At 43.1% G+C, this 22287-nt stretch carries 21 protein-coding genes; 17 read left to right on the forward strand and 4 right to left on the reverse strand.

Annotation, left to right across the window (positions count from 1 at the left end):
• Positions 1-202 precede the first annotated feature (202 nt).
• A complete protein-coding gene (locus tag NBH14_RS09525; protein ID WP_007656814.1) occupies positions 203-703 on the forward strand; it encodes a thioredoxin domain-containing protein in 501 nt (166 codons plus the stop codon).
• 61 nt (positions 704-764) lie between these two features.
• On the opposite strand, the gene NBH14_RS09530 is transcribed toward NBH14_RS09525, so the two are convergent.
• A complete protein-coding gene (locus NBH14_RS09530; RefSeq protein WP_128133363.1) occupies positions 765-2063 on the reverse strand; it encodes a DUF4934 domain-containing protein in 1299 nt (432 codons plus the stop codon).
• Positions 2064-2253: 190 nt separating this feature from the next.
• Between NBH14_RS09530 and NBH14_RS09535 the strand changes: the two genes are divergently transcribed.
• Positions 2254-4557, forward strand: a complete 2304-nt coding sequence (locus NBH14_RS09535; RefSeq protein ID WP_128133362.1) for a family 20 glycosylhydrolase — start codon at positions 2254-2256, stop codon at positions 4555-4557.
• An 86-nt stretch (positions 4558-4643) separates the two neighbouring features.
• On the opposite strand, the gene NBH14_RS09540 is transcribed toward NBH14_RS09535, so the two are convergent.
• The gene (locus tag NBH14_RS09540; RefSeq protein ID WP_129698764.1) at positions 4644-6017 is read right to left on the reverse strand and encodes an aminopeptidase P family protein; all 1374 of its coding nucleotides are present in this window, start codon (positions 6015-6017) and stop codon (positions 4644-4646) included.
• 196 nt (positions 6018-6213) lie between these two features.
• On the opposite strand from NBH14_RS09540, the gene NBH14_RS09545 reads away from it, so the two are divergent.
• From NBH14_RS09545 to NBH14_RS09570, 6 genes are all read left to right on the forward strand, one after another.
• Positions 6214-6558 (forward strand): hypothetical protein, encoded by a 345-nt coding sequence (locus tag NBH14_RS09545; RefSeq protein WP_007656807.1) that lies wholly within the window; start codon positions 6214-6216, stop codon positions 6556-6558.
• 14 nt (positions 6559-6572) lie between these two features.
• Entirely contained in the window at positions 6573-6995 is a 423-nt protein-coding gene (locus NBH14_RS09550) for an ATP-binding protein (RefSeq protein WP_007656804.1), read from the forward strand.
• A 6-nt stretch (positions 6996-7001) separates the two neighbouring features.
• Positions 7002-8381 (forward strand): [Fe-Fe] hydrogenase large subunit C-terminal domain-containing protein, encoded by a 1380-nt coding sequence (locus NBH14_RS09555; protein ID WP_048315698.1) that lies wholly within the window; start codon positions 7002-7004, stop codon positions 8379-8381.
• On the forward strand, positions 8368-8706 hold the full coding sequence (locus NBH14_RS09560) for a DRTGG domain-containing protein (RefSeq protein ID WP_007656800.1): 339 nt from the start codon (positions 8368-8370) through the stop codon (positions 8704-8706). The genes NBH14_RS09555 and NBH14_RS09560 overlap by 14 nt, the downstream gene beginning before the upstream one ends.
• Positions 8703-9446: a PHP domain-containing protein gene (locus NBH14_RS09565; RefSeq protein WP_128133360.1), complete on the forward strand. Its 744-nt coding sequence runs from the start codon at positions 8703-8705 to the stop codon at positions 9444-9446. Before NBH14_RS09560 ends, NBH14_RS09565 begins: the two co-directional genes overlap by 4 nt.
• A 150-nt stretch (positions 9447-9596) precedes the next feature.
• Complete coding sequence (locus tag NBH14_RS09570) at positions 9597-10121, forward strand: sensor histidine kinase (protein ID WP_128133359.1); 525 nt, start codon at positions 9597-9599, stop codon at positions 10119-10121.
• Between the two features lies 1 nt (position 10122).
• Here NBH14_RS09570 and NBH14_RS09575 read toward each other — a convergent pair whose 3' ends face one another.
• Together NBH14_RS09575 and rlmD are read right to left on the reverse strand one after the other, a co-directional pair.
• Positions 10123-11517, reverse strand: coding sequence for an MltF family protein (locus NBH14_RS09575; RefSeq protein ID WP_186959334.1), 1395 nt, complete (start codon positions 11515-11517; stop codon positions 10123-10125).
• A gap of 11 nt (positions 11518-11528) precedes the next feature.
• Positions 11529-12944 carry a 23S rRNA (uracil(1939)-C(5))-methyltransferase RlmD gene (gene rlmD, locus NBH14_RS09580; protein ID WP_128133358.1) on the reverse strand — a complete coding sequence of 472 codons (1416 nt, stop codon included), beginning with the start codon at positions 12942-12944 and terminating at the stop codon, positions 11529-11531.
• Between the two features lie 193 nt (positions 12945-13137).
• Between rlmD and ppdK the strand changes: the two genes are divergently transcribed.
• From ppdK to NBH14_RS09625, 9 genes are all read left to right on the forward strand, one after another.
• Positions 13138-15858 carry a pyruvate, phosphate dikinase gene (ppdK, locus tag NBH14_RS09585; RefSeq protein WP_186959333.1) on the forward strand — a complete coding sequence of 907 codons (2721 nt, stop codon included), beginning with the start codon at positions 13138-13140 and terminating at the stop codon, positions 15856-15858.
• Between the two features lie 167 nt (positions 15859-16025).
• On the forward strand, positions 16026-16250 hold the full coding sequence (locus tag NBH14_RS09590; RefSeq protein ID WP_128133357.1) for a hypothetical protein: 225 nt from the start codon (positions 16026-16028) through the stop codon (positions 16248-16250).
• A gap of 157 nt (positions 16251-16407) precedes the next feature.
• The gene (locus tag NBH14_RS09595) at positions 16408-17364 is read left to right on the forward strand and encodes a fimbrillin family protein (RefSeq protein WP_128133356.1); all 957 of its coding nucleotides are present in this window, start codon (positions 16408-16410) and stop codon (positions 17362-17364) included.
• Between the two features lie 215 nt (positions 17365-17579).
• Positions 17580-17978, forward strand: a complete 399-nt coding sequence (locus NBH14_RS09600; protein ID WP_186959332.1) for a LytTR family transcriptional regulator DNA-binding domain-containing protein — start codon at positions 17580-17582, stop codon at positions 17976-17978.
• Positions 17968-18621, forward strand: coding sequence for an FHA domain-containing protein (locus tag NBH14_RS09605; RefSeq protein WP_007656786.1), 654 nt, complete (start codon positions 17968-17970; stop codon positions 18619-18621). Before NBH14_RS09600 ends, NBH14_RS09605 begins: the two co-directional genes overlap by 11 nt.
• Positions 18622-18758: 137 nt before the next feature.
• Positions 18759-19001: a hypothetical protein gene (locus tag NBH14_RS09610; protein WP_007656785.1), complete on the forward strand. Its 243-nt coding sequence runs from the start codon at positions 18759-18761 to the stop codon at positions 18999-19001.
• Positions 18998-19513: an FHA domain-containing protein gene (locus NBH14_RS09615; RefSeq protein ID WP_010803097.1), complete on the forward strand. Its 516-nt coding sequence runs from the start codon at positions 18998-19000 to the stop codon at positions 19511-19513. The genes NBH14_RS09610 and NBH14_RS09615 overlap by 4 nt, the downstream gene beginning before the upstream one ends.
• Before the next feature lie 14 nt (positions 19514-19527).
• Positions 19528-20331 (forward strand): PP2C family protein-serine/threonine phosphatase, encoded by an 804-nt coding sequence (locus NBH14_RS09620; protein ID WP_186959331.1) that lies wholly within the window; start codon positions 19528-19530, stop codon positions 20329-20331.
• 44 nt (positions 20332-20375) lie between these two features.
• On the forward strand, positions 20376-22283 hold the full coding sequence (locus NBH14_RS09625) for a serine/threonine protein kinase (protein ID WP_186959330.1): 1908 nt from the start codon (positions 20376-20378) through the stop codon (positions 22281-22283).
• The last annotated feature ends 4 nt before the right edge of the window (positions 22284-22287 follow it).

Below are 22287 nucleotides of genomic sequence, written 5' to 3' on the forward strand. Positions count from 1 at the left end.
CGTTTGGAGGTAAAGGTATTTTGCGCTTATCTTTGCCAGCGTTAAGAACAAGAAAGTAGCTCCTTAGCGAAGGAAAAACGCTTGTTTACTTCCTGAAAATCAGGAGTCGGACATAAAGGATGGCAGACGAAAACCGCCCGCAGACCGGTAAGTAAGCTGTTGGAGAGTCTCGTCCGATTAAGTTTAACGTAAATAATAAATTATGAAGGTAAGAGCTTATGTTCTCATTGTAACGGTTGCGTTGGCAACAATGTCATCCGGTACAAAAGAAGCAAGACCTACCGTGGGTACTAATCCAGGTGATCTGGCTCCGAGAATAGAGTCTTTGGGAGGCGAAAGTGATTTCAGTTTCCAAAATCATTCCGGACGTTACACGTTGCTGAATTTCTGGGCAGCTTACGATGCTGAATCGCGGGTCCGTAACGTTCAATTATGGAATGAAGTAAACAAACTAAGTTCAGACAAAATTGCCATGTATTCTGTTTCTCTCGACGAGAAAGAATCAATCTTTACCGAGACGGTAAAGGCAGATAGGCTTAGCGGCACAAAGCAATTTCATGAAGGACTTGGAAAAAAGTCAGCGTTGTATGGAAAGTTTAACCTACAGAAAGGTTTGAAGAACTTCCTGATTGACGACAAAGGAGTTATTATTGCAGCAAATGTTACTCCGGATAAACTGACTGACATTTTGAATAGAATTTAATCAGTAGATTATTATTTTAAAAAAGAGTTGTTCCGCCCAACGAGGAACAGCTCTTTTTTTGTTATTTCAAGTGGGCTATCATAAAGATCGGGTTATCTTCATCATCCACTTTTCCGGATAAATCGAGTAATGCTTGGTCTACTTTATTACCAGCCGCCTGTTTTTCCTCTATGTACTCATGTAATTCGTATGGCCAGAAATAGGCAAACAATTGATTATCGTAAACTCCGAAACGAGGGAAGAATGTTTCTTTATGATGAATATCATCAATAAAACCTCGACCTTTTACTGCAACGGTTTCTCCTGTCCGTTTATCGTAATAAGCGATTTGTGGGTAAGCCTGATTTTCCATATCCCGGAGAACTGGACTGACAATATTCTCATTCCAGATAATGAATATATAATGATCTGTGTCATAAACAGCATCGATCCATTTTTTCCCTTCTGTCAGGCGGGTAAGTTCGCAATTATCGAGATAGCTTTTAAGAGCAGCTTTTCGGTCTACGCTATTTCTGGTTTTGTGGACAGACATCATCAACTCGTCGAAAAGTTCGTTTTGCCGCGTCAGTGAAATTTCATTCGGTATTTTATATTCTCCTAAATCAATGATCCATCGGGGAGACAGACCGTTTTCTTTTACCCTGTAAATGGTATCATTATAATAGTTGTAAAAAAGAACACTGTCCGAGTTGCAGGTGTAAGCTCGCTTAATACCTGAATAACTGACATTATTAAGTCTTATTTTAGGTATGGAAGAAGGGATGACACGTTCTGCATATATGATTTTGAAGTTATGATCTACAGTGTAGACTGTGTCCGGAAGATTGTATATTGAAAGAGAGTTTCCTGCTGGAGCCCAATCGTCGATCCATCCAATTCTTCCTAATTGTCCAGGTGCTTCAAATTCTGATTTTGTATTCGATAATAACTGTATTTCATTACCGGTAAATTTACCGTTTTCATCATACTCGATCAGTTTATGACCGTAAGAATAGAAATGGCCTTTTGTAAAAAGCGATCCCATATAGAGAGCGGGATCTTCTCCGGGACCTTGCCCGATACGACCTATGGTCCGGATGAACTTACCATTCAAATCAAAAACAGTGCGGCTACATATAATATACGGAGGAGAATAATTGAACCAACTTGTATTTCTAAGCAAACATTCTTTTCGGGTTTCAAGTGGGAGGTAAGTAATACTATCTACTAATTCCGATAAATTAACTTCGCGTATCTGATTAATAGCATCTCCCAAACGGATGATATTGTCGATTGTTTTCTCCTCTGCCGCGGTTTGTTTCGTTTCTCCGGAACAGGAAAATAAAATACCGGCTAACAGGATATAGGTTAATTTTTTCATGGCTTATCTATTATGGAGTGACTAATAACAAAGTATGAACAAAGATACAATATTCTACGAACGATTCGTAATGTTGGCGTTAAACTGTCTTAATAAAACAAGTCTGCATTCTCTTAAAAATGGACTGTAAACCGGATTTTTATTGTATTTTTGTTTTCTAATTTATTACCAAACAAATAAACACATTAAAATGTACAGACAGTTTATCGCAGCATGTTCCCTGACCGGAGCTTTAATGCTGAGTTCATGTTCACCCACGACCCCTGTGGCACATGATGTTTCTATTATTCCTATTCCCAAAGAGATTAAGAATGCCAATGGGCAGTTTACTTTGAAAGATGGCATGACAATTGGTGTAGCTGATAAGCAGTTATTGCCGGCTGCAAACTATCTTTCCGGCCTTTTATCCCGTTCAACCGGCTATATATATAATGTACGCGAGGGAGACGGTGATATATCTTTGGCTGTAAGTGATATTGCCGGTCAAAATGAAGGTGCCTATTCTTTGGACGTTACTTCCGCTAAAGTTCAGATCAAGGGAAATACCTACGGCGGTGTTATTTCCGGTATTGAATCTCTTCGCCAACTTTTGCCGGCAGAGATAGAGTCGCCGGCGGTGGTAAAGGATATTAATTGGAGTGTTCCGGCTGTTCAGATCACTGATGTACCCCGTTTCGGTTGGAGAGGGTTGATGCTGGATGTTTCCCGTCATTTCTCTACTAAAGAAGAAGTGAAGGAACTGTTGGATATGATGGCTCTTTACAAACTGAACAAATTCCACTGGCATCTGACCGACGACCAGGGATGGCGTATCGAAATAAAGAAATACCCGTTGCTGACAGAGAAAGGGGCTTGGCGTACCTTTAACAATCATGACCGGGAGTGTATGAGATTAGCAAAAGAGCAGGATAATCCCGATTATGAAATTCCGGCTGAAAAGTTACGTATCACTCAGGGCGACACTTTATACGGAGGTTTCTATACCCAGCAAGATATTAAAGAAATCGTTGAATATGCCGGTGTACGTGGTATTGATGTAGTTCCGGAAATAGACATGCCGGGACATATGCTGGCGGCGGTAAGTAATTATTCAGGTGTTTCTTGTTTTAATCAGACAGGGTGGGGAACGACTTTTTCTTCTCCGGTTTGTCCGGGTAAAGACTCGGCTCTTGAATTTTGTAAGAATGTTTATAGCGAAATCATTCCGCTTTTCCCTTATAAATATATCCATCTGGGAGCTGATGAAGTAGAAAAAACGAACTGGAAGAAATGTCCGGATTGCCAGAAACGGATGAAAGATAACGGGCTGAAGACAGAAGAAGAGTTACAGTCCTGGTTTGTTCATAACATGGAGAAGTTCTTTAACGATAACGGAAAAGAAATGATCGGCTGGGATGAAATCCTGGAAGGCGGCTTGTCTCCGACGGCAACAATCATGTGGTGGCGTACCTGGAGTCCGAACGCAGTTCCTGACGCAACGGCACAAGGCAACCATGCAATCATGACTCCGAATGCTAATTTCTATTTTGACTATCAGCAGGATAAAAATTCGTTGTCCGGTGTATATAATTACAATCCGATGCTTGAGTCGTTGAATGATGCACAGAAAGCATTGATTTTGGGTATGCAGGCAAATCTCTGGTGCGAATATATCCCATCCCGCGAACGGATACAATATATGATTATGCCCCGTATGATGGCATTGGCTGAACTGGCCTGGAGCGATCCTTCCGTAAAAAGTTGGGATGGATTTAAAGAAAGACTGGTTAAGCAATTCCCACGCTTGAATATCATGAACGTAAATTACCGTATGCCGGATTTGGAAGGATTCAATAACACAAATGCATTTATCGGTGAAGGTACAGTGGCAATTACTTGTCTTGATCCGAGTGTTGAAATCCATTATACAACGGATGGCAGTATCCCGACTTTGGAATCGCCTCAGTATAACGGTCCGATCAAGGTAACGGAAACGACAGACTTCACTTTCCGCTCTTTCCGTCCGAACGGTAAGAAAGGTGATATCGTGAAGACGCGTTACGTTAAGAGCGAATATGCTCCGGCTGCGGATGCTACACCTTCCAAGAAAGGTTTGCAGGCTGTATGGCATGAGTTTAAAGGTAACAAATGTGCCGATATTGATAATGCTCCGGTAAACGGTACGTATGAAATATCTGAAGTGACTATCCCGAAAGAAGTGAAAGGTAATATCGGTTTGGTCGTTACAGGATATTTCAATGCTCCGGAAGATGGTATTTATACTTTCAATCTGTTGTCTGACGATGGCAGTACATTAAAGATTGGCGGAGAATTGGTTGTTGACAATGACGGTCCTCATTCACCCCGTGAAGTAACCGGACAGAAAGCATTGGCAAAGGGACTTCATCCGATTGAAGTTAAGTATTTCGACCATAATGGCGGTATGCTTCAGCTAAAGGTTTTGACAGCCGACGGCAAAGAACTGCCGGTTAATGCAGATATGTTTGCTTATTGATCAGGTAACGACTAGAAATATAAACGCCCCGTAAAGATTAGAGATGCTTTACGGGGCGTTTTGTTTTATATTCAACTATTTCTTATTTACCGCAGTGCTTCCACTTCTTCCGTGTGCAAAGGAATCTTCTTTCCTAACAGACGGGCACCGTCTTCTGTAATCAGATAATCTTCTTCGTTGCGGATGCCGCTGAAGTCTTTGTAAGTTACCAGCTTTTCATAATTGATAAATTCGGTAAACTTATTCTGGCTTCTCCAAAGATCCATCAATTCAGGGATAAAGTAGACACCCGGTTCGATAGTAAGAACGAATCCCGGTTCCAGTTTACGTCCCAGGCGGAGAGACTTACGGCCGAACTCTGTGCTCTTCGGTTGTCCGTCGTATCCTACATATACTTCACCCAGGTTTTCCATATCATGTACATCCAATCCCATCATGTGTCCCAGGCCACAAGGCATGAACATTGCATGAGCTCCGGCCTTTACAGCTTCCATCGGATCGCCTTTGACAAAACCAAGATCCTTCAAACCTTCCATAATGACTTTGCAGGATAGTTCGTACACATCGACGAAAGGAATACCCGGACGCAACGCTGCAACAGCCGCTTCGTGAGCCGCTACCTGAATATCATAAATATCTTTCTGACGAGTCGTGAATTTGGAATCAGCCGGAATGGTAGAAGACATATCACCCGCATAACCCATTTCCGTTTCCGCACCGGCATCGAGCAGCAGCATATCGCCACTCTTAATCATATTGCTATGGTCATGGTTATGCAGCGTCTGCCCGTTGATCGTTGCGATAATGGGGAAGGAGAGTTGATAGTCATTCGCATAAGCCACTTCAGCCACGGCAGCAGCCACTTCGCTCTCACGGATTCCCGGACGGACGGTGCGCATGGCAGTCAGATGCATGTCGGCAGTAACCACACAAGCCTTTTCGATTTCGACAATCTCTTCCGCAGTCTTATAATTACGCTGATTTACCACACCGAAGATGAAAGGCACCGAAGGTTGTTCCGTTCCCGGCACGATATCCAGCCATTGAAACAGTTTGATCTGATGTTCCGCACGGTAAGTCGGCAGGTAATGGATACGCTGGCTTTTCTGTTGTGCTGCTTTCAGATATGATTCAATTTCTTTGAAAGGGCGAACTTCGGTGATACCGGCTGCTTCGCTCTTCTCCTTCAGAGTCGGCTGAGTTCCCATCCATACGATTGCATCGATCGTCAGTTCGTCACCGAAAATGATTTCTTTATCATTGTCAATATCAATAATGGCGGAGAGACCGGCATAAGGAAGCCCGAAGAAATACAGGAACGTGGAATCCTGGCGGAAGTGATAGGTGTTGTCTGCATAATTCATTCCCGACTCATCGTTTCCGAGGAAAAGCAACAGGCCTGAACCTATTGTCTGTTTTAGTTTGGCCCGGCGGCCCATATAGGTTTCTTTACTAAACATAAGAATAGAATTTTATTTATTGCTACCAAAGATAATGCAAGCCGAGAACAGAATAAAATGAACGAGTTCATTTTTTATGTCGAGGCGCAGCTTATCTTCGTTTTGGAACAAAGATAGTAATTAATATAGACTAACAGACATCTATTAAAAAATATTTCTTACATTGGCATCACGAAATTAAACCTTGCATGCGATTATGAAGATTCAGCAAATACAAGAACTTACCGATGCGACCGTGGCGTGTGGAAACGATAAGCTGGGCCATGAAGTACAATGTGCTTTTGCCAGCGACCTGATGAGCGACGTTCTGACATTGTGCTGTGATGAAATGATTCTCATTACCGGACTTTGCAATCTGCAAACGATCCGTACAGCTGAAATGGCCGATGTCGATTGTATCCTTTTCGTCCGTGGCAAGAAAGCTACGCCGGAGATGTTGCAACTTGCGTCCGAGAACAATATGATCTTGCTTGAAACCTGTCATTCCATGTATCATGTGGCTGGCGAGTTGTATTGCAGCGGTCTTGTGCCGGTCTATTAAAGAAAGGAGAGGATATGCAGCTAACGTTTGAATTGGAAGGAGGAAACTTCTCGAAGGCCGGATATGCTTCCAGCCAGATAAAGAAGATACTGAAACAGTTATCGATCGATTCCCGTGTCATCAAGAGAGTGGTCGTGGCGCTCTATGAAGCGGAAGTGAACGTTGTTGCCCATGCCTGGCGCGGGAAAGTGGCGGCAGAACTGGATGCGGATAAGATTACGCTGACATTGAAAGATGAAGGTCCCGGTATTCCGGATATTCCGCAAGCCATGCAGGAAGGCTTTTCCACGGCTTCGCCGGCTGTGCGTGAAATGGGGTTTGGGGCAGGAATGGGATTGCCCAATATGAAAAAGAATGTAGACGAATTAACTATAGAGAGCGAGGTAGGCGTAGGAACAATCGTACGCATGGTTACCTGGTTCAGAAAGAAGGAGTAGAAGACCATGGAAGATACTAAATTTTATCATGCCCTGAAAATCGACAAGGAGCGCTGCATCGGTTGTACACATTGTATGACGAAATGCCCGACTCGTGCTGTCCGTATCCGGGATGGGAAAGCCGTGATTCGCAAAGACTGGTGCGTCGATTGCGGGGAATGTCTGAAAGCATGTCCGACAGAAGCCATTTATGTGGAGCAGGACGACTTCCAGAAGATATTCGACTACGAATGCCGCGTGGCGCTTGTTCCCACCGTTTTCATCGGACAGTTTTCCAAATATACGACGGAAGAAGAAATATTCAGCGCCTTGTATGAGTTGGGATTCACCCATGTCTACCAGGTTGAGTTTACGGCCGATATGATTCATCGCGAGATGCTCCGGCAGATGGAACAGGCCGAAGAAAAGCCGGTGATCAGTTCTTTTTGTCCGGCTATTGTGCGACTGATACAAATTCGCTTCCCTGCTTTGGTCGATAATATCCTGCTGGTGAAAAGTCCGGTGAATGCAACTGCTACCTATTACCATCAGGTATTGACGGAGGAAGGTCATTCCCCGGATCAGATCGGCCTCTTTTATGTCACTCCCTGTGCCGCCAAGATTGCGGCCTTGAAGAGTGCTGACGGATATTCGTCCACCATTAACGGCGTGATCAATATGGATACCCTATATAATAAGGTATACCATATCCTGCAAAACCGACCGAAAGGGTATAAGCCGGATTGCGTGCTTCCGCCCGCCTTGACAAAGAAAGAAATGCGATGGAGCCAGACGGGAGGGGAGGCCAAACACTTCTCCGGCCGTTGCCTGGCCATCGACGAAATACATAATGTGATCGATTTCCTGGAACGTATGGAAACGACAACGGAGGTCCGTAATGTGGACTTCCTGGAACTCCGTGCCTGTGACCGCAGTTGTGCCGGAGGCGTATTGGCCGTTGCGAACCGCTTCCTTACGGCCGAACGGATCATGAAGCGTTCGATGAAACGTGACAAGGCGCCGCTCATTTATGCCTCCGAACGATTGGGAGCATTGGCTTATTTGAAGCAGCACATCACGATCCGTCCGCTCCAGCCTAACCCGAAGCTGCTCTATGACGGTTCTATCGAAGAAGTCCTGAAAAAGATGGAACAGGTGCGCCGTCTGATGTGTTATCTGCCGGGAATCGACTGTGGCGCTTGCGGAAACCCTAATTGCCAAAGTCTGGCAGAAGATATCGTCCGTCACGAAGCACAGTTCAGCGACTGCATTTTCATGCAGCGTAATATGGAGAAGCATGGCAAACTGGATCAGGAACATGCCTTCCGCCTCGTCGAAAAGACCTGGGGAAAAGATCGTTTAAATAAAGACTGTTATAAGAAAGGAGCTAAATATGAAGGTCAGTGATCTTGTAAAAGAATTGAATCTTACCGTTTTTTGCGGAGAAGAGAATCTGGATACGGTAATCAAAGGTGGCTATACCAGCGACTTGTTGAGTGATGTAATGGGACATATGGAAGAGGGTATGTTGTGGATCACCATGCAAACCCATCAGAACATTGTTGCCGTTTCAACCCTGAAGGATGCTGCCGCCGTCTTGATTGTCAATGGTGCTTCGCCGGATGAAGAAACATTGCAAAAGGGGAAGGACGAGGATATTCCTTTGTTGGGAACATCTCTTTCTGCTTTTGTTATCAGTGGAAAAGTGTATCAACTGTTACAGAACGGATGAACCTCTACCGGGCCGATCTGCATATTCATACCTGTCTTTCGCCTTGTGGAAGTCTGGATATGAGTCCCACGGTCATTGTCGAAACGGCACTTGCCCGCGGATTGGATATCATTGCCATAACCGATCATAACACGACCCTGCAATGTCCTGAAATACAATCGTTGGGAGCCGAAGCCGGATTGACTGTCCTTGCCGGAGCCGAAGTCTGTACCCGTGAGGAAGCACATTGCATTGCCCTTTTCGGAAGTGATGAAGCCCGTGCCGCTTTCCAGCAATATCTGGAGAAACATCTACCGCCTGTTCCCAATGATCCCGACCGTTTCGGCGACCAGGTCTGGGTAAACCGTAAAGATGAGATAATGGGAGAGGCCCCGTACTTGTTGCTTTCCGCACTCGATCAGAACGTCAATCAGGTGGCTGCATTTGTAAAGGAACTGGGCGGCCTTTTTGTTGCTGCACATGTGGAACGGCCTTCTTTCAGCCTGATCAGCCAGTTGGGATTTATTGATCCGTCATTATCGCTGGATGCAATAGAATATACGGATGCTTCCCGTTTCGCCCGGCTTTTGGCGGAGCAGAAGTATTTATCGAACTACACATCCTATCCGGCTTCCGATGCCCATTATCCGGAACAAATCGGGACTAAGCCCTGTTTGATACGGGCTGCTGCACCTTTATTCGAAAACATCAGGATGGCTTACGCCAAAAGTCAGGAACATTTAGTCTTTTCCTCCGCATAATTAAAATAGGAAGATATACTATACATAAATGTAAGGTATATTCTACATATAAGTAAGGCTATACTTGCCAATATGTAAGGCATACCTTCCTTTTATAAAATAAAGGAGAAAAAAGTTTAATATTCAGCATATCAGGAAATAAATATCAGGATGAATACACTTACATTTCATATTACGGATATAGCATCAAACAGTGTTCGTGCCGGTGCGACTCGTATCTTATTGGATATTGCTATAAATGAGGAGAATACAATCATCCGTATTGCAGACAACGGTTGTGGAATGGATGCAGAGACGATTGCCCGGGTAACGGATCCGTTCTATACGACCCGTACGACCCGAAAGGTAGGCCTGGGAATCCCTTTCCTGATACAAAATGCGGAACAGACCGGAGGTTTTGTCAAGATAAGTTCCCAACCGGGAGCGGGGACGGAGGTTACAGCTTGTTTTATAACCGCTAATATTGATTGTCCTCCCTGGGGAGACCTTCCCGGAACAGTCGCCATGTTGATAAGCGGCAATCCGGAAATCAATGTCTGTTTTTCATATAAAAAGGGAGAACAGCTTTTTGAAGTGAGTACGGAAGAGTTGCTGGCTGTCTTTGAAGACATACCGCTAAGTCATCCGAAGGTAATACTTGCCATAAAGGAGATGATTGCAGAGAATCTGGCGTGATTCAACTATGCTTAGTCTTGCTCTTGTAGTAATTGTAACGCTCCATCACTTCACGCACATAATTGAATGTCTCCGAACCGCGGAGATATCCATGTTTGCAGACAGGGTCGTTATAATATTCGGGATCGCTTTTCAGGCGGATATACTCGGCAACGTTATCTTCCCAGACGTTCGGGTTCTTTCCATACTTCTCGGCCAGGCGTTGAGCGTCATAGACATGTCCGATGCCGGCATTGTAAGAGGCTAATGTAAACTTTATCTTTTCCAGCGGGTCGGTAATCTCGGAAAAGCCCTGGCGGAATTTACGCAGGCAATCTACACCTGTACGGATCCCGATATCCGGGTCTTTCAGTTCGTGGGGAGTAACACCAAGCGCTTTTGCCGTGTTCGGCATAATGCCCATCAGACCTTCGGCTCCTGCCCAGGATACGACAGAAGGGTTGAAATGGGATTCCTGATAGGAAATGGAGGCTAGCAGTTGCCAATCCCATCCGATGTTTTTGGCATGCCGACGGAACAAATCGTCATAAGGAGAGATATGTCCGTTCTTTACCGGGGGAAGATCTGCTGTTAACGGTTGCTTGCCTAGTTCGAAATAACGTTTCACTACTGCTCGATAGACGTGCGAGCCTGATTTATCCGATGCCCATGCATTAATAGCTTCGGCCAGCTTCGGACTGCTCTTACGCACCAACCAGGAAGAACGCTGCATGAAGCTGATTTTCAGTGAGACATTGATATTCCAGAAATAGGTCTTGTTCAGACGGGCAATATTATCGTCACTGATGGTATAGGGGATTTCACCTTGCGAGACCATCGCTATCAGGTCTTCGGTTGTTACCGTATCTTTCTTTATATCTTTTATATGGATGCCGCCGCCTAATTCTTTATCCAGGTTTTTAAGGCGTTCGTAATACTTAGTATCGGGTTTCACATATACGTCTTTCCCGATTAGTTGGGTGACATCTTTAAGAATCGTATCGCCTTTGTTGGCACGCTGAACCAATACCTGGCTGGTAAGCTCTTCCCGCCCGCAGTAGAGATAATTTTCTTTCAGGTTATTGCTTACCTGGATGGGATAGGCAATAACGTCGGCTTCTCCGGCTTCGAGCATTTCAATCAGGCGGGTGGCATTTTCGGCCACTTTGATATTCAGCTTCAGTCCTTCGGAACGGGCAAAGTCTTTTATCAGGTCGTATTCGTAACCCATCGGCTCCATCTTATACTGGAAATAAGACGTGGAACTGTAGAGTGTGACAGCTGTGATTTCGCCCTGTGCCTTCAACTGGGGGAGGTCCATAGACACAAAATCGTCTTCCTTCTGCTCTTGCTTCTTGCCGGAACAGCTACTCAAAAGCAAAGTGATACACAAAAGGGAGACGATTTTCCTATACATTATTATATATATTACTTTTTCTTCTCTAATAAAACGACATTCTCCACATGATGTGTATGTGGGAACATATCGACCGGACGAACCTTCTTCACGTCGTACTTCACGCTAAGCAGGCTCAAATCGCGGGCCTGTGTTGCCGGATTACAACTTACATAAACGATACGCTCCGGTTCGGCGAAAAGGATGGTGTTGATTACATCATCGTGCATGCCGGCACGTGGAGGATCAGTAATAATAACATCCGGACGGCCATGTTGGTTTATGAAATCTGCTGTCAGGATATCTTTCATGTCTCCGGCGTAGAACAACGTATTGTCAATCTTATTCAAAGCCGAATTAACTTTAGCATCTTCGATTGCTTCCGGTACATATTCGATGCCGATTACTTTCTTAGCCTGGCGGGAAACGAAGTTGGCAATCGTTCCGGTACCGGTATAAAGGTCGTAAACCATTTCATTACCGGTCAGTCCGGCAAACTCGCGGGCAATCTTATATAAGTTATAAGCCTGTTCGCTGTTCGTCTGATAGAACGATTTCGGACCAACCTTGAACTGAAGGCCTTCCATCTCTTCAATGATATGATCTTTACCACGGAACACCAGGACTTCCTGGTCGGTGATCGTGTCGTTGCACTTTTCGTTTATGACATATAATAAGGAAGTGATTTCCGGGAATTGTTCTGCCACATGAGACAGCAGGGCTTCGCGGCGTTCCTTATCTTCATGGTAGAATACGACAACCACCATCAGGTCGCCCGTCGATGCCGTACGTATCATTAATGTACGGATAAAACCTTCCTGATTCCGCAGGTCGAAGAAAGGATATCCTTCGTGTGACAGGCAATATTCCTTGATGCAAAGGCGGATGCGGTTGGAAAGATTATTCTGCAACCAACATTTGTGTATATCCAGCACTTTGTCGAACATACCGGGAATATGGAAACCGACCCCGTTCATGCAATCGAAAGTAGCTCCGGATTTTACTTCTTCTTCCGTCAGCCATTTCTTGTTGGAGAATGTGAATTCGAGTTTATTCCGGTAGAAGGAGGTGCGTTCGGAACCCAATATAGGCAAAATCTCTTCCATTTCTATCTTTCCGATACGGGTGAGATTGTCTATGACCTGCTTGTGCTTGTATTTCAACTGCGCTTCGTAGGGCAGATGTTGCCATTTACAACCGCCGCAAACACCGAAATGTTCGCAAAAAGGAACGGCACGTTCCGGAGAATATTCGTGGAAGTACACTGCTTTACCTTCGGCATAACTGTTCTTTTTACGGGTGAGCTGGATGTCTACTACGTCGCCGGGAGCAACAAAAGGAACAAACACTACTTTCTCATTTACTCGTGCAATCGCTTTACCTTCAGCGGCTACGTCTGTAATTGTTACCTTTTCCAACAAGGGTAACTGCTTCTTATTTCTTGCCAATTTTATCTGAGTTTTAAATTTTTCCCACGCAAATGTACATATTTAGGTAATACGAATAATAAGGAATAGCTATAAAACACATAAAATTATTTAACTTTCCATATCCTTCATACTCTGAAATAGCATATATTTGCAGCATTGCAAAGTAGAGATAGCAAAACTGAAATCTAATAAACATAATACTGTCTGACATATGGAAAGAAAAAGAGTCTACACATTCGGAAATGGAAAAGCCGAAGGAAAAGCAGATATGAGAAATCTGCTGGGTGGTAAAGGTGCAAACCTTGCCGAAATGAATTTGATTGGAGTTCCGGTTCCTCCGGGATTCACTATCACAACAGAAGTTTGCTCGGAATATTATGAACTGGGCCAGGACAAAGTCGTAGAACTACTGAAGTCGGACGTTGAAAAAGCTATTGCTAATGTAGAAACGTTGATGAACTCCAAGTTCGGAGATGTAGAAAACCCGTTGTTGGTTTCTGTCCGTTCCGGAGCACGCGCTTCTATGCCGGGTATGATGGATACTATCCTGAACCTGGGATTGAACGACGAAGTAGTAGAAGGGTTGACACGTAAAACCGGTAACGCTCGTTTTGCATGGGACTCTTATCGCCGTTTTGTACAAATGTACGGTGATGTGGTTTTGGGTATGAAACCGACCAGCAAGGAAGACATCGACCCGTTCGAAGCAATCATCGAAGAGGTGAAAGAAGCCAAAGGGGTGAAGCTGGACAACGAACTGACTGTCGACGACTTGAAGACATTGGTTACAAAGTTCAAAGCCGCAGTAAAGAAACAAACAGGAAGCGACTTTCCGACTTGTGCTTACGAACAGTTGTGGGGTGCTGTCTGTGCCGTATTTAACTCATGGATGAACGAACGTGCTATCCTGTACCGCCAGATGGAAGGTATTCCGGCAGAGTGGGGAACAGCCGTAACTGTTCAGGCTATGGTATTCGGTAATATGGGTGAAACTTCCGCTACCGGTGTATGTTTCTCTCGTGACGCCGGTAACGGTGAAGACTTGTTCAACGGTGAATACCTGATTAATGCACAGGGTGAAGACGTTGTGGCCGGTATCCGTACTCCGCAGCAGATTACTAAAATCGGTTCACAACGCTGGGCTGAACGCGCCGGTATTCCTGAAGAAGAAAGAGCTGCCAACTATCCTTCAATGGAAGAGGCTATGCCTGAGATCTATAAGGAACTGGATGCTTTGCAGACGAAACTGGAAAATCATTACCGCGACATGCAGGATATGGAATTTACCGTACAGGAAGGTAAACTGTGGTTCCTTCAGACTCGTAACGGTAAACGTACTGGTGCTGCTATGGTAAAGATTGCCATGGATCTGTTGCATCAGGGAATGATTGACGAAAAGACTGCTCTGGCACGTATCGAACCGAATAAACTGGATGAACTGCTTCACCCGGTATTCGATAAAGCTGCGTTGAAGAAAGCAAAAGTATTGGTAAAAGGTCTGCCTGCATCTCCGGGTGCTGCTACCGGCCAGATCGTATTCTTTGCTGACGATGCTGCCGAATGGCACGCTGCCGGTAAGCGGATCGTTTTGGTTCGTATCGAAACATCTCCGGAAGACTTGGCCGGTATGGCTGTTGCTGAAGGTATCCTGACAGCTCGTGGAGGTATGACTTCTCATGCTGCCGTTGTTGCCCGTGGTATGGGTAAATGCTGTGTATCGGGAGCCGGTGGTTTGAATATCGATTACAAGAAAAAAACAATCGAAGTAGGAGGTATCACGCTGAAAGAAGGTGACTTCCTGTCTATCAATGGTTCTACCGGAGAAATCTTTGAAGGACAAATCGAAACGCAGGCTGCTGAATTGTCAGATGATTTCGCTGAATTAATGAAGCTGGCCGATAAATATACCAAACTTCAGGTTCGCACAAATGCAGATACTCCTCATGATGCGGAGATTGCCCGTGCATTCGGAGCAAGCGGTATCGGATTATGCCGTACGGAACACATGTTCTTCGAAGGCGAAAAGATCAAAGCAATGCGTGAAATGATTCTGGCGGAAGATGCCGAAGGACGCAAGAATGCATTGAAGAAGATTCTGCCTTATCAGCAAGCAGACTTCAAGGGTATCTTCAAGGCTATGCATGATCTGCCTGTTACCGTTCGTCTGCTCGATCCTCCTTTGCACGAATTTGTTCCTCACGATCAGAAAGGTCAGGAAGAAATGGCTGAAGCAATGGGTATCTCCGTAAAAGAAATTCAGCAGCGTGTTGAATCGCTTTGCGAACATAACCCGATGTTGGGCCACCGTGGTTGCCGTTTGGGTAATACATATCCTGAAATCACTGAAATGCAGACACGCGCTATTTTAGGTGCTGCGTTGGAATTGAAGAAAGAAGGTATTGTGGCTAAACCGGAAATTATGGTTCCGCTGACCGGTATTCTGTATGAATTTAAAGAACAGGAAAAGGTAATCCGTGCTGCTGCTGAAAAGTTATTTGCCGAAGTAGGAGACCGTATCGACTTTAAAGTAGGTACAATGATCGAAATTCCTCGTGCAGCCTTAACAGCCGACCGTATCGCTTCTTCTGCCGAGTTCTTCTCATTCGGAACAAACGACTTGACTCAGATGACATTCGGTTATTCCCGTGACGACATCGCTTCCTTCCTGCCGATTTATCTGGAAAAGAAGATCCTGAAGGTAGACCCGTTCCAGGTATTAGACCAGAATGGAGTAGGTCAGCTGGTAAGAATGGCTACGGAAAAAGGACGTGCTATCCGTCCGGATCTGAAATGTGGTATCTGTGGTGAACATGGCGGCGAACCGTCTTCAGTTAAGTTCTGCCACAAAGTAGGTTTGAATTATGTATCATGTTCTCCGTTCCGTGTGCCTATTGCTCGTGTTGCCGCGGCACAGGCTGCTATTGAGGATTGATCTGAAAAAATAATAAATAATGCGATTAAGAAGGGTATTTTCTTTGAATATCCTTCTTAATTCGTTTTAAAATGTACGTATTATTGGTTATTTATTTCTTTATTTTCAAATAATAATTACTTTTGTACTAATGATTTTATATTATCCATTAATGTATAAAGAATTATATGGCACGTACAGTAAATTATTCAAAGAAGATTGGGAAAATTAAAGCTCAGTTGGATGAGCTAGTTAAGGACATTGAAAATGGTTCTAAGAAAGGAGAAGAAGTTGTAGAACAGAAAACAAAGACTAAGATTTCTGATATCGATTTCGAAACTGAGGACCTGGCTGCCTTAATGAAGATTCAGACGCGTTTAGTGCGCGCAATTAATGCAAAAATGAAGAATTAAATCGAATGTAGGTTTTATACCTTCGATAAAAGAGGGATATTCCATCCAATGGAGTATCTCTCTTTTTTTATTAAATAAGATCATATCCGCCACTCATTTGAACCAAAACAGGTTTTAAAATGTATTATATAGACGAATAATTATAAAATGGCTGGTTATGAAAACTAAATTACTCAAAACAACACAATTGCTGGTATTAATCTATGTGATCTTCTTCTTTGCCGGATGCTCCAAAAACACAATAATCCTGGAGGTCGGTGATGAGAATAAACCTTCGGGAGGGAATAATACGGAAGGAACTAATCTGGTGACTTTCAATGCTTCAATTGAAGGTCGTAATTTGATGACACGTGCAATGTCACCCATGAATCAGGGAATAAAAAGCAAAGTATTAGTATTTGAACCCTCTACCCAAAACGGGACAAAAGGAACTCCTTCGGCACAGGGATTATACATCACTTCTGCTCCCGGAGTATTAACCGGAGTGGATGGATATAAAATGTATCTGGGAAACGGTATTTTTGATTTTTATGCAGTATCGGATAATTTTTCTACTATACCGTCTAAATTTTCAGCAGGAAAATCAGAACCTTTATTCAATGGGATCGATTACCTTTGGTGGCATAATCCGAATCTGGATGTGGCAAGTTCACAGATCAATATACCGATTGTTTATTTGCATGCAGCGACACAAGTGGTTATTGAAATATCGGAAGGAGAAAGCATTCAGTTAAACAAATTAATTTCAGCAACGATCACTCCGCCAGAACCGGGAGCAAGCATGGATTTGGCAACGGGAACCATACCTCCGGCAACTACATTCGACAGACCGGACAAAATGGGTATAAATGGTTTTCTGGCTCAGTATATCATGCTCCCGCTGGAAACATCCGAACCGATGTCTTTGACATTGGAGATAATGGCAAACGGAGAAAGTGCATCACGAATTTACACCGTTGATGTTCCTGTTCCCGACGGTGCATTAAAAGCCGGTAATTCATATTTATTTAGTGCAATAATCGATGGAAACACCGTTACATTTTCAAGTGTGAATGTAAAAAACTGGACTGAAGTTGATGAAACAGGCAATCCTCTTTATCCTACTTTGGAGTGAGATTAGTTTCCTGTTTAAAACTATATCTGCAAAGCAGTTGAAATTTAACAGATAACTTATTTTCATCAAAATGCTTAGTATTCAGGAATGAAAGAGGAATATTTTCCGCAAATATTCCTCTTCCCATTTATATTTCTTTATAAAATATAGCCGGGGTAAAGATAAAATGCCGTATATTTGTTACTTGATGAAAATTAAAAAAACAATATCAACGTATGGAGCGGTATTTAATAATTAAGACGAGGGATGAGTTGTTACGGATAAAGATAGGGCAGATACTCTACTTTGAAGCTGATAGAAATTATACTAAATTACTATTATCCAATGGAATCCAGTTTACGTTTGCGATTAATATCGGTAAGATAGAAGAGATACTGGAGAAGCAGGTAGAGGGATGCAACAAGATATTAATGAGAGTTGGAAAAAGTCACATCATCAATAAAAATCATATCCTGCAAATCAATTTACCCAAGCAAAAACTGTTATTATTGACAGAAGAAGGCAAGCCCAGGGAACTTATAATATCCAAAGATCCTTTAAAAGTACTAAAAGAATCGCTGGAAAAGGAAATGGGTAAACCGGAAGAACCAAAGGAAGTGAAATATGAAGATTAAAATCGGTAAAGCTGAAGATAATGATTTTATAGTGAATGATCCTCATGTTAGCAGACATCATGCTTGTCTGGTTCGTGAGGATCATGGCTGTTGGTTGTTGGAAGATCTCGGCTCTACAAACGGAACTTTCGTCAATGGTTCACAGATCGTCAAGAAACGTATTACACCAACGGACAAGATTATTCTTGGGACCGGGTATGTGCTGAACTTGACTGAAGCGCTTAAATATAATAATGATTATAGTGAAGAGTTTGCAGCACTGAAGAAAGTGTATGACGATTATGTTCAAGAAAAAGTTAAGATACAGTCGGCTAACCAGTTTAAAACCAGACTATTTCAGTCTCTTCCTTTTGCGCTGCCCGGTGTGATAGGCGTTGTGATCGGATTTCTGGGCAAAGGAAGTCCGGAGTTCTTGGCTATAAGTTTGTTTATAACTATCTGTGCCCCGACGATAGGCATTTACTTGGGGGCAAAGCAGGCTTCCAAGACTCCTCAACAGCTTCAGGACATTGCAAACCGGTTTAAAATAGACTACGTATGTCCTAAATGCGGTACTTTTCTGGGTGAAATTCCCTGGGAATCTCTGAGGAACAGGAAACAATGTCCTGTTTCTTCCTGTAAAGCAAAGTGGGTCAGTGAATAAGTTGTTTCGTATCTCAAAAGCGGACAGTTTGTACATAAAACCCAAACCTTTGATTATAAGAGAATATTAGATGTTAATTTAATCCGTTACTTTTCCTACTTTTGTTTCCAGAAAGAATAATTTTAATTCAAACCAGTATGCAAGAGGAGGAATACACATTTGTTACACTAGACAGTGACGACTCCGTATTTAGTGATGCGGTAGTTGTAGATGTGGATGGGGAAAACGATTTATCTGGTATCGTAATGATTGATGACGATAATATGGATGTTTCAGATTTTATTACATTATCTGACGACACAATATTCTTGTCGGATGCAGACGTGCATGATACTTTCTCAACTGATATCGACGGAGCAGATTTATCATTTATGCTATGATTTCAGTTAAATGTCCACATTGTCACGTAGGATTAAAGGTAGACGAGGGGAAACTTCCCCTCGATCTGACCTCCTTTAAATGTCCGAAGTGTAAACAACCGATTCCTGTCTCTTTGCTTCAACTGGGAAAACAAGGACTTGATGCGGATCAGGATACAATTCTTGTCAATCCGGTTTCGAATGGTACGGGACAGCTTACAGTTGTTGGAGATTCGGCTACACCGGAACAAATTTTCCCTCTCAATGAAGGTATTGCAATCATTGGTCGTAAATCTAACGCTTCGAACGCTACAATAGGAATTGCAACGGCTGATAAGTCGATGAGCAGGGAACATATACGAATAGAAGTTAAAAAAGACCCGAAAGGAGGGTATAAACATTTTCTTTCTGACAATAATAGTAAAAACCATACGTTATATAATAGCAATTACCTTGAAAATGGAGAGGTCGTAGTGCTTAAGAACAATGACGAGATCATTATCGGCCATACGGTTCTCCGCTTTAATGAATAAAATCTGTTCGTGCTATGGATATAACGATTGGCAAGCCTTGGGCCGTTTGTGAAAAAGGCGGTAGACAAAACAACGAGGATTCTATTTACCCCTTACCGGAAAGGGTAAACTCCAATCAGAAATTATTTCTGGTCTGCGACGGTGTTGGCGGCTCAGAAAAAGGGGAGATTGCAAGCTCATTAGCTTGTGAATCTTTTCAGACATTCTTTTCCACCTTCTTAGAGGATGAACCTACCGAAGAGTTTGTTAATAAAGCTGTCGGTTATACGGAGGCACGCTTTGACGATTATGTGAAAAACCATCCGGAAGCAAAGGGTATGGCTACCACATTAACGATGGTTTCAGTCGGAGCTTCGGGAATAACACTGGCACATATTGGAGATAGCCGTATTTACCAGTTCCGCCAGGGGGAAATTATTTATCAGACAGAAGACCATTCGCTGGTTAATTCGCTTGTCAAACTGGGGAAAATAAGCAAAGAAGAAGCATTGACCCATCCGCAAAAAAACGTAATAATTCGTGCCATACAGGGATCGGAACATCCGACAGAAGCCGATGTAGTCCTTTTAAAGGATATACAAGCGGGCGATTATTTCTTTATGTGTACCGATGGTGTGTTGGAAAGACTTAAAAACGAAGATCTTTCTTCTATTTTCTCCACTTATAACAATCCGGAAGACATCAAAGACGGTATTATGGCTGCCTGTTGCGGAAAAACCAGAGATAACTTTTCTTTTTACATTTTACCAGTTCAAAATGTAGGTGAATCTATCGGAATAAAACAAAATATTCTCTCTTTCCTTTATTCTTTTATATAAATAACGTAATTTTGGCAGATTAAAAAGAATAGCGCGAGAAAGTTATGAATTTGCCAAACGGATATCCTCTTCAAAACGGAAAGTATCGACTTACTCATGTAGTTGGTCAGGGCGGCTTTGGTATAACTTACAAAGGCGTTTGGTATACAGAAGTTAAGGGACCGCTAGGAACGATCAAAACGGAAGTTCCTATATGTGTAAAAGAATATTTTTTTAAAGATTACTGTTACAGAGATCCTGACTCTTTCGCTGTCAAGGTCCATTCTGAAACGGGCAGGGCTCTTTTTGAGAAGTTTAAAGAGAAACTGATCAAAGAAGCTAAAATCCTGTCCGATGTTCATCATCCCCATATTGTGAATGTATTGGAAGTGTTTGAAGAAAATGACACGGCCTATATTGCTATGGAGTATATTTCAGGTAATAGTCTGAAATATAAGATGGATAAGGAGGGTATAATGCCTGAAGCGAGAGTTCTCAGATATATGCGTCAGATAGGAGAGGCCCTTCAGTTTGTCCATGAGAAGAATATTCTTCATTTGGATATCAAACCCAGCAATATATTGATTGATCAGAGCGGGAAAGCGCGTCTGATTGACTTTGGTGTGAGTAAACGGTATGATATCGAGCAGCAGGAAACGAGTACCACGATGTTAACTTTATCGAAAGGGTTTGCATCTATTGAACAATATGATAATGAAGGCACGCAAAGTTTTTCCCCTTGCCCGGATATTTATTCGTTGGGAGCGACCATGTATAATCTGCTGACGGGGAAGATTCCCACAGAATCCATTCTTCGTGCAGCACGTCCGTTGCCTTCTCCCCGGGATTTGAATCCATCCATTTCTGCAAAAACGGAAGCGGCTATTATCAAAGCGATGGAGATTGTTCCGGCTGACCGTTTCCAGTCAATGTCGGAAATGCTGGCTGCATTGGATTTTCCCGAAGTTGAAGAAGAGGAGATAAAGAAAGATATTTCTTCCCCCGAATATTTCGAAGAAGATGAGACAACGATTCTGTTTACGACCCGTTTGCCTCAATCCGGAAAGGATGAGGGGGATGAGACTGTACTGAATAACGTCGATATACCGGCAGTACCTAAAAAGAAAAAAAGAAAAGTAACGTTAATCTCTTTACTAATTATTATATTTGCAAGTATAGGTTCAGCGGTGGCTCTTTTGGTGCAGCGCAGTAAAGCTGTTCCTCCTGTTGCTGAAGTTTTGAATTCTGTTCCGGAAGGGAATAATAATCCTGTATCAGAATCGACTGTTCCTGTTGTTATTGACGAAAGCAATACTTCGGGAGTTGTTGAAGCAGAATCTGAAACTGAATCTGAATCAAAGAAAGAGAATGCCAGCGTTCGACCGGACTCACAGGAAAAGACGATTGTTAAACCGGAAACGACTCCGAAACAGACCGATCCTGTAAAGCAGAAAGTCGAACCCGTCGGTAACGATATAAAGCAGCCGGTAACAGCACCATCAGTTCCTACTGAAGCAGAGATGAATGCAGAGTTTGAAGCATTGATCGCTTCCGGCAAAAATAAAATGGCAGCATCGGATGCATCCAGTGATGCGGCTGATTTTATAAAAGCAACAGAAGAGATTGCCGATGCCGGTACTGATTTCAGTAAGGCTGCCAGGATCAAAATGACAGATGAACTGATTAGTCTGATTGAAAAACGTAAAGTCAAAGAAGAAGAGATACTTTTGGCTGGCAGAAAAGCACTGTATGATGAAGTGAAGCCTTTTGGGGAACTCATGATCGTTCAGAAAAAGGAGACACAAAAGTTTGGGGCGATAGATGCCAATGCGAGAGAACGTATCAAATGTAAGTATTTGGCTGCCTATCAAACCCAACAAGGGTATAGGGCGTTTCTTAGAGAGGATGATCTGTTCGATATTTATAATGCAGAAGGTATAATGATTAGTGAACGTTTACCGGATTATTATTAATTGT

Origin of the sequence: Parabacteroides caecihominis, from assembly GCF_023656785.1 — a bacterium.
Classification (GTDB): domain Bacteria; phylum Bacteroidota; class Bacteroidia; order Bacteroidales; family Tannerellaceae; genus Parabacteroides; species Parabacteroides segnis.

Bases quoted from the DNA above. Each gene is read 5' to 3' on its own strand.
- NBH14_RS09525 (WP_007656814.1), top strand. From the start codon at position 203: ATGAAGGTAAGAGCTTATGTTCTCATTGTAACGGTTGCGTTGGCAACA.
- NBH14_RS09530 (WP_128133363.1), bottom strand. From the start codon at position 2,063: ATGAAAAAATTAACCTATATCCTGTTAGCCGGTATTTTATTTTCCTGT.
- NBH14_RS09535 (WP_128133362.1), top strand. From the start codon at position 2,254: ATGTACAGACAGTTTATCGCAGCATGTTCCCTGACCGGAGCTTTAATG.
- NBH14_RS09540 (WP_129698764.1), bottom strand. From the start codon at position 6,017: ATGTTTAGTAAAGAAACCTATATGGGCCGCCGGGCCAAACTAAAACAG.
- NBH14_RS09545 (WP_007656807.1), top strand. From the start codon at position 6,214: ATGAAGATTCAGCAAATACAAGAACTTACCGATGCGACCGTGGCGTGT.
- NBH14_RS09550 (WP_007656804.1), top strand. From the start codon at position 6,573: ATGCAGCTAACGTTTGAATTGGAAGGAGGAAACTTCTCGAAGGCCGGA.
- NBH14_RS09555 (WP_048315698.1), top strand. From the start codon at position 7,002: ATGGAAGATACTAAATTTTATCATGCCCTGAAAATCGACAAGGAGCGC.
- NBH14_RS09560 (WP_007656800.1), top strand. From the start codon at position 8,368: ATGAAGGTCAGTGATCTTGTAAAAGAATTGAATCTTACCGTTTTTTGC.
- NBH14_RS09565 (WP_128133360.1), top strand. From the start codon at position 8,703: ATGAACCTCTACCGGGCCGATCTGCATATTCATACCTGTCTTTCGCCT.
- NBH14_RS09570 (WP_128133359.1), top strand. From the start codon at position 9,597: ATGAATACACTTACATTTCATATTACGGATATAGCATCAAACAGTGTT.
- NBH14_RS09575 (WP_186959334.1), bottom strand. From the start codon at position 11,517: ATGTATAGGAAAATCGTCTCCCTTTTGTGTATCACTTTGCTTTTGAGT.
- ppdK (WP_186959333.1), top strand. From the start codon at position 13,138: ATGGAAAGAAAAAGAGTCTACACATTCGGAAATGGAAAAGCCGAAGGA.
- NBH14_RS09590 (WP_128133357.1), top strand. From the start codon at position 16,026: ATGGCACGTACAGTAAATTATTCAAAGAAGATTGGGAAAATTAAAGCT.
- NBH14_RS09595 (WP_128133356.1), top strand. From the start codon at position 16,408: ATGAAAACTAAATTACTCAAAACAACACAATTGCTGGTATTAATCTAT.
- NBH14_RS09600 (WP_186959332.1), top strand. From the start codon at position 17,580: ATGGAGCGGTATTTAATAATTAAGACGAGGGATGAGTTGTTACGGATA.
- NBH14_RS09605 (WP_007656786.1), top strand. From the start codon at position 17,968: ATGAAGATTAAAATCGGTAAAGCTGAAGATAATGATTTTATAGTGAAT.
- NBH14_RS09610 (WP_007656785.1), top strand. From the start codon at position 18,759: ATGCAAGAGGAGGAATACACATTTGTTACACTAGACAGTGACGACTCC.
- NBH14_RS09615 (WP_010803097.1), top strand. From the start codon at position 18,998: ATGATTTCAGTTAAATGTCCACATTGTCACGTAGGATTAAAGGTAGAC.
- NBH14_RS09620 (WP_186959331.1), top strand. From the start codon at position 19,528: ATGGATATAACGATTGGCAAGCCTTGGGCCGTTTGTGAAAAAGGCGGT.
- NBH14_RS09625 (WP_186959330.1), top strand. From the start codon at position 20,376: ATGAATTTGCCAAACGGATATCCTCTTCAAAACGGAAAGTATCGACTT.